The organism is Kribbella sp., from assembly GCF_035655035.1.
In the GTDB taxonomy this organism is placed as follows: Bacteria; Actinomycetota; Actinomycetes; order Propionibacteriales; family Kribbellaceae; genus Kribbella.
This window is the reverse complement of sequence record NZ_DASRVN010000193.1, coordinates 1-5,911: the sequence shown is the minus strand read 5'-3', so window position 1 is coordinate 5,911 and position 5,911 is coordinate 1. Positions and strand designations below refer to the sequence as shown.

Annotated in this window: 7 protein-coding genes; 2 read left to right on the top strand and 5 right to left on the bottom strand. The window is 68.9% G+C overall.

Translation table 11 applies throughout. The annotated features are described in order from the left end of the window. A partial coding sequence (locus VFF46_RS11400; protein ID WP_325037051.1) for an NUDIX domain-containing protein occupies positions 1-384 on the top strand: 384 nt, incomplete at its 5' end. Between the two features lie 146 nt (positions 385-530). Here the strand turns inward: VFF46_RS11400 and VFF46_RS11395 are convergent. The 4 genes from VFF46_RS11395 to VFF46_RS11380 form a co-directional block, all read right to left on the bottom strand. Next, entirely contained in the window at positions 531-2,249 is a 1,719-nt protein-coding gene (locus tag VFF46_RS11395; RefSeq protein WP_325037050.1) for an HNH endonuclease signature motif containing protein, read from the bottom strand. Between the two features lie 78 nt (positions 2,250-2,327). Beyond that, complete coding sequence (locus tag VFF46_RS11390; RefSeq protein WP_325037049.1) at positions 2,328-3,110, bottom strand: hypothetical protein; 783 nt, start codon at positions 3,108-3,110, stop codon at positions 2,328-2,330. A gap of 26 nt (positions 3,111-3,136) precedes the next feature. Beyond that, positions 3,137-3,910, bottom strand: a complete 774-nt coding sequence (locus VFF46_RS11385) for a class I SAM-dependent methyltransferase (RefSeq protein WP_325037048.1) — start codon at positions 3,908-3,910, stop codon at positions 3,137-3,139. A 41-nt stretch (positions 3,911-3,951) separates the two neighbouring features. Continuing rightward, positions 3,952-4,539, bottom strand: coding sequence for a macro domain-containing protein (locus VFF46_RS11380; RefSeq protein WP_325037047.1), 588 nt, complete (start codon positions 4,537-4,539; stop codon positions 3,952-3,954). Positions 4,540-4,771: 232 nt separating this feature from the next. On the opposite strand from VFF46_RS11380, the gene VFF46_RS11375 reads away from it, so the two are divergent. After that, the gene (locus VFF46_RS11375; RefSeq protein ID WP_325037046.1) at positions 4,772-5,083 is read left to right on the top strand and encodes a hypothetical protein; all 312 of its coding nucleotides are present in this window, start codon (positions 4,772-4,774) and stop codon (positions 5,081-5,083) included. Here VFF46_RS11375 and VFF46_RS11370 read toward each other — a convergent pair. Next, a complete protein-coding gene (locus VFF46_RS11370; protein ID WP_325037045.1) occupies positions 5,068-5,814 on the bottom strand; it encodes an aminoglycoside phosphotransferase family protein in 747 nt (248 codons plus the stop codon). The two genes, VFF46_RS11375 and VFF46_RS11370, sit on opposite strands and share 16 nt — an antisense overlap. Between the last annotated feature and the right edge of the window lie 97 nt (positions 5,815-5,911).

The window sequence follows — 5,911 nt, the reverse complement described above, 5'->3', positions numbered from 1 at the left end:
GCAGTTGCTGCGTTGGTGCGTGACGGTCTTGTGCTGATGGTGCATCGTCATCCGTCGCGGCGGTGGTATCCGGACTGCTGGGACCTGGTTGGTGGGCATGTCGAGTCGGGGGAGTTGCCTCACGAGGCTGTCCGGCGGGAGTGCCTCGAAGAGCTTGGTGTTCGCGTCCACGATGCCGTGCTGTTCCCGATGGCGGTCGGTGACCCTGGCCTCGACATGCGCGCGTTCCTCATTACGCGCTGGGACGGGGAGCCGGTCAATGCCGAGCCCGAGGAGCACGACGATCTCCGCTGGTTCCGGCCCAGCGAGCTCGAAGGCTTGAAGCTGGCCAACCCAGCCGGTCTCCCGGGCATCCTGAGCGCCGTCCGGCTTGCAACCGGTTAGTGACGGGTGGCCTGTGTCGCGGGCGAGCAGCAGGAACAGCAGCGCGGGCGGAGATCCACGGGACCTCGGACGGTGGCTGGTTGCGGGCGGGACCCTCTAGGGCAGGCGTGATCGGGGTTCGGACCCGATAGCTCCACCGCAAGAGTTCACACGTGAGGAGGCAGTTCGCTGGGCCAACTGCCCGTCGTGCTCGAACTTCGTGTTAAGCGCACGGGCCGAGCTTTCACTTGCTGGAAGAGAGTTCGGGGTGGGAGGGGGTGGGTGCCGGTGTGGTTCACGAGGAAGCGGTAGCCGTGGCGGCTGGTCCATTCGATGGCGCCGGTGGGCAGGCGGCGGTTGGTCCAGCCGCCGAAGGTTTTCGCGCGGTGGTGGAGGCGGGTCAGCGGTATCAGGTTGTCGGTGCTGGTTTGGCCCGCTCGGCCGGGTGAGTCTGGTGGATCGGGTGGTCTGACGTGCTTGTACGGCGTGATGTGGTCCTGGTCCATTCGGGTGGTTGCCTCGGCCGCGCCGTACGGGAACATGTCGACGGGGTGGCGGAGGCGGACGCGTTCGCGGATGCGGGCCGGGATCTCGTACGCGTGGACGCTGACTTGGTCGTCCAGGTCGATGACGGGCTTGACGATGATCTGGTCGTGGCCGAGCAGCTCGGTCAGTTGACTCGCGAGGAGCGGTCCGAGGTCTTCGACTCGCAGTACGCCGTTGCCGGTGGCGAGAGTGTGATCGGTGAGGTGGACGTACAGGGTGTGCCGGTTGCGCTTGACGCTGCCGGTACCAAGGCCGTTGCTGTAGGCATCTTGTTTGATCGCGGCGAGCTTGGCGGACAGAGACCCGGCCAGTGCCAGCCGAGTGAATGCGTCCACCTCGCCGTCGCTGCGGCCGTCGCGATCGCCGTCACCTCCGCCGGCGTTGTCGTTCCCGGTTCCGTGGGCTGCGGCGGCGTCAGCCTCTCGCGAAGGCTCGGATGTCTGGCTGCGCTTCGGAGCAGGCGGGCCGTCAGCACCGCAGCCAGGGTCGGCGCTGCACGCTGCTCCGGCTGCGTCCTCGGGGTCCGTGGGGCCGGCGGCGGTGCGGGCTAGGTGGCGGGCGACCTCGATCAGCTGGTGGGCGGCCGCGGGGTCGGCGATCCAGCCGATTGCCTTGGCGCGGCGTTCGTCGAGCGGACTGGTGTCGCCCAGAGCCTTCAGCGCTCGGGCGAGGTCATCGATCGTGGCGTCGAACCGGATCACGTCACCCGCCGCCGCGCGTACCCAGAATCGCTTCGTACCGTCGATATCCGACTGCGCGACGAATACGCCCCGCGTCCTGGCCGCGGCCTCGGCTTCAGCCTGTGCCCGATCGGGATCGGCCTCCCATACCGCCGCCTTGGTGATCTTCGCCAACGCGCTCGGTGTCACCGTGTTCACGATCCCCGCCACCCGGCGGTCCACCAGCGACGCGGCCTCGATCGAGAGGGACAGACAGGCATCGGCGATCTTGCGGGCACGCCAGGAAACGGCCTTCCCGGCCAGGACCGCCGCCCACACCCGAGGCAGCCGGTGCCGCAGCGCCAACGCCTCCCCGATCAACGACGCCGCCGCACCACTCGACATCCCCAGCACCGCACCGAGCTCGATCGGCGCGAACTCCGCAACCCCCGGACACCCGTCACCGCCGTACACACAGATCCGCTCGAACCCCGGCAGCGGCTCACCGGGCCGCCCGCGCAACGGATCGTCCGGATATCCCTCGAGCACTCCGTTGCGGTCCGCGAACGCGAGCGCCGCCCGCAACACCGCGACCGCGGCCCGCTCCTGGGTCTGGGCGAACTCGGCCGCCGCGGCCAGCAGGGCCACGGTATCGAGCTCACCCAGATCACAATCGAACACATGTTCAGCATAGATCACGGAACAGTAACGCCCAAATCGAGCGGCCACAGAATCCCTTACACGTAAGGAGAAACGCCGTTACAGGAACTCGTCGGCCAGGCGGCGGACCGGGATTGCCAACTCGGTGAGTTCGCCGCCATCGGCGAAGCGGAGGTAGCGGGTGGCCGCGGCCAGGATGGCGATGCGGGCGGTGGGGGTGTCGAGGAAGGCGGCGAGGGCGGTGCGGAGTCTGCGGGAGAGCGCTGGAAAGGTCAGCGTCGCGCAGAGGAGGCTGGCGGCGTCGTAGCCGGCGGGCGCCTTTCCCCAGGTTTCCCAGTCGAGGATGGTCAGGTTCGGGGCGGTGAGGTTGCCCCAGTGCAGATCGCAGTGCGCGGTGATCCAGGGGACGCGGGAGATGTCGACGTCGATTCCGAAGTACGCGCGGATTCCGTCGTTGACGTCGGTCGCGTCCATGCCGTGGCTGGGGAGGGGATGGGCCGCGAGGGTGTGGAGCGCGTTGGCGAGATCGGAGAGCCAGCGGTCGGAGATCTCCGGTTCGGTGGTCGGGGTCATGCCGGCCGAGACGGCGGGGTCGGCGACGAAGGTGCTGAGTTCTCCGCGCATGCGCCGGTCGTCGTCGTACCACTCGCTCCATCGTTCGACCGACGGCTTCGGTACGTCGTGGATGTCGTTCGCGGCCACGTTGGACTCGAGGTACTCGCCGTCGCCCCATTCCGGATCCGCGTAGACGACGCGCAACCAGGCGTCCTCGCCCGCGTCGAGGACACGGCAACCAACCGAATGCAGCCGTGGCGTATGCACCGGCGTACCTAGTAGCTGGACGTCGAATTCGCGCGCTGCCCACTCCAGATGGCCTTCCATCCAGGCGCGTCTGGCTCGTCCGTTGGTCATAGCCGGGTGCCGCGGGTGAGGGTGGCGGCGGTGGGGTGGGTTGTGGGGGTCATGGGGGAGAGGTGCCGGCGGACCCGGGATTCGAACTCTGTGCGTTGTTGTGGGGGCAGGGCGTCGATGAAGGCTCTTGAGCCGTGGGAGAGGGCCCAGTTCCAGAACGTGTCGGGGTCGGGGACGGGGAGGTGCTGCGTGACGTCGGTCTGGTCGAGGGCGTGGAATCCGGTGTCGGTCAGTAGTTGTCTGCCGTTGAGGGGGCGGCCCAGGCGGCCTTGGCCTTCAGGGATGTAGGGCTGGAACTCGCGGAAAAGCGCGCCGTAGAAGTCCCATTCCGGCGCGTTCTCGACGTCGCAGGGTGTCGAGAACGAGAACACGCCGCCCGGGCGTAGTACCCGGTGGACTTCGGCGGCGGTTGTCGCGGGGTCGTCGAGGAGGTGGATGACGAAGCCGGCGCAGACCAGGTCGAAGGTTGCGTCTGGGAAGGCGAGGTGGTGCGCGTCCATCACGTGGGTCGTGGCGGTTGGGTGCAGGTTCGCGAGTTTGGCGATCATCGCGGGGGCTGCGTCGATCGCGGTGACTGTGCAGCCGCGTTCGAGGAAGGCTCCGGTGAGCGAGCCGCTGCCGGCGCCGAGGTCCAGCACCACCGCGCCGGGCTGGGGGCCGAGCCAATCGACGTGCAGTTCGGCGAACCCGCGGAAGAACGGGAGCACCTCGTCGTAGTTCGACGCCAGGTCGTCGAAGAGCCGGATCGCCCTGGCTGTGTGTTCGCTCATCTTTGGAGTCTGGCAGTGCCGGAGAGTCGGTGGAAACGGGTTTAGAACAGTCGCTCGCGCTGGGAGATCGGGGTGGTCGGTGGGAGGCGGTGCAGGGTGTGGGCGGCGGACATCAGTTGCGCGGCGCGGGCGGCGGGGACCCGGCCGAAGCCGGTTCCGAAGCCGGGGGCGGCGATGGTGGTGATCGGGGCGGCGTGGTTGCTGATGGCAAGTAATGCGGCCCAGAAGGCGTCGTGTACGGCGATGTCGAGGCCGCCGGTGAGGCGCATCGGGACGCGCATCGTGGGGGCGTAGACGAGCCAGCGGCAGGGGTCGCCGCCGGTGGGGACGAGGGTTGCGGTGCCGACGGGCTGGTAGCCGTGGAACTCCTCGGCGATCGCTGTCCAGACGGAGCGTTGGACGCTCGGCCAGTGGTCGGAGAGTGCGCGGTCGACGCCGCCGTCCATTTGGCCGTAGCTGTTGCCGGCCGTGAGTACTGCGTCGACTTCCGGCAGTACGTCGAGCAGCGAGCCGTGCCGTACGTCGACCGTACCGTCCGCGATCTGCGCCGCGAATGCCTCCCGCCAGGCCGCGACGAGCTCGGCGTCGAGGTCCACGAGAAGCAGGCGTGGTGCGGTCGCATCGGTCATCGGACGACGGTACGTGAAGGACAGGCATCCGGACCTGTCTCCCGGATGCGGGAGCCTGTGCACACCGGCTCGCGGACTGTGAAGCTCGGCGCGTGTGCGGCTGTCGCGGTGGGGTGGACCGCCCCGCGCCTTCGAACCCGGTCGGCGCGTGGTCTCGCCGGCATACGCACGGGACCTGCCGGTGGGTGACGGGCGTACCGTGGGTTCGAGAAGTCGCGCTTGAGGAGGAACGATGACCGACGAACCCTTCGAGACGTCCGAGAACGCCCGGCGGGACCGGCGTGAGCACGGTGGTGCGCCGATGAGCCCGGACGACGACGCGCTGGCCCGGCGTACCGAGGAGGAGCGCGTCGCGGCGGGCATCGACGACTACGACCCGGACGACGTACCGCCGGCCACCGACGCGCCGGTGCCGACGGACGTGCGCGACACCGAGGAGTACCAGGAGTCCGAGGCGGAGCTGCGCCGGGAGGAGTCCGAAGGCGAGATCTACCCGCTCACCGAGCGGCATCCGTTCCCGCCGTCGCACTACGACCGTTCGTAGGCCGCCCGGAGTACGTCGAACTCGGCGCCGGGCTCGTTCGGGTCGAAGCCGTGCCCGATCAGCCAGCGTGACGCCAGGAGACTGCGAAGCGACCACCAGGCGCGGATCACGTCGAGGTCCACGTCGGTGCCGTAGCCCGCGAGCAGGTCGTCGAGGCACTCCTCGTGCCCGAGCGTCAGGCTGGCGAGGTCGTTCAGCGGGTCGCCCTTGCTCGCCTCGGACCAGTCGATGATGCCGGTGACCTCGGCGCCCTCGGTGAACACGTGGGTGATCTGTAGGTCGCCGTGCGCGAAGACCGGCTCCCACGGCCGGAACGCCAGCTCGGCGACCTCACGGTTCCGGGTGACCAGGTCGGCGGGGAGTACGCCGTTCGCGATCAGCCACTCGCATTCGCCGTCCAGCCGCGCCACGATCTCCTCACCGGCCGGAGCCGACCACGGCGGCAAAGGTGCCTCATGCAACTTCCGTACGGCGGCACCTGCCGCGGCCCACGCCTCCGGCGACGCCGGCGAAGGCTCCCCGAGCCGCCCGAGCGCCGTACCGCGCACCGCGGCCAGCGCAAGCACCTGCGGCTCCCGCCACAACACCTCCGGCGTAGGCACCGGCGCCAACCGCATCGCCTCAACCTCGACATCCAGGTTCCCCTGGTCCCCGTCGACCTTCAAAAACACATCCCCGACCCGCAAGGTCGCACGTTCACTGTGCGCCACAACAACCTGAACCTCATCCACCCAGACATTCTCCCGACGCCAGCGATCGGGGTCACCTGCTTATTCGGGGGGTTCGAGGGGGAAGGAGATCATGGTGTGGAGGCGGGGGGTGCGGGCG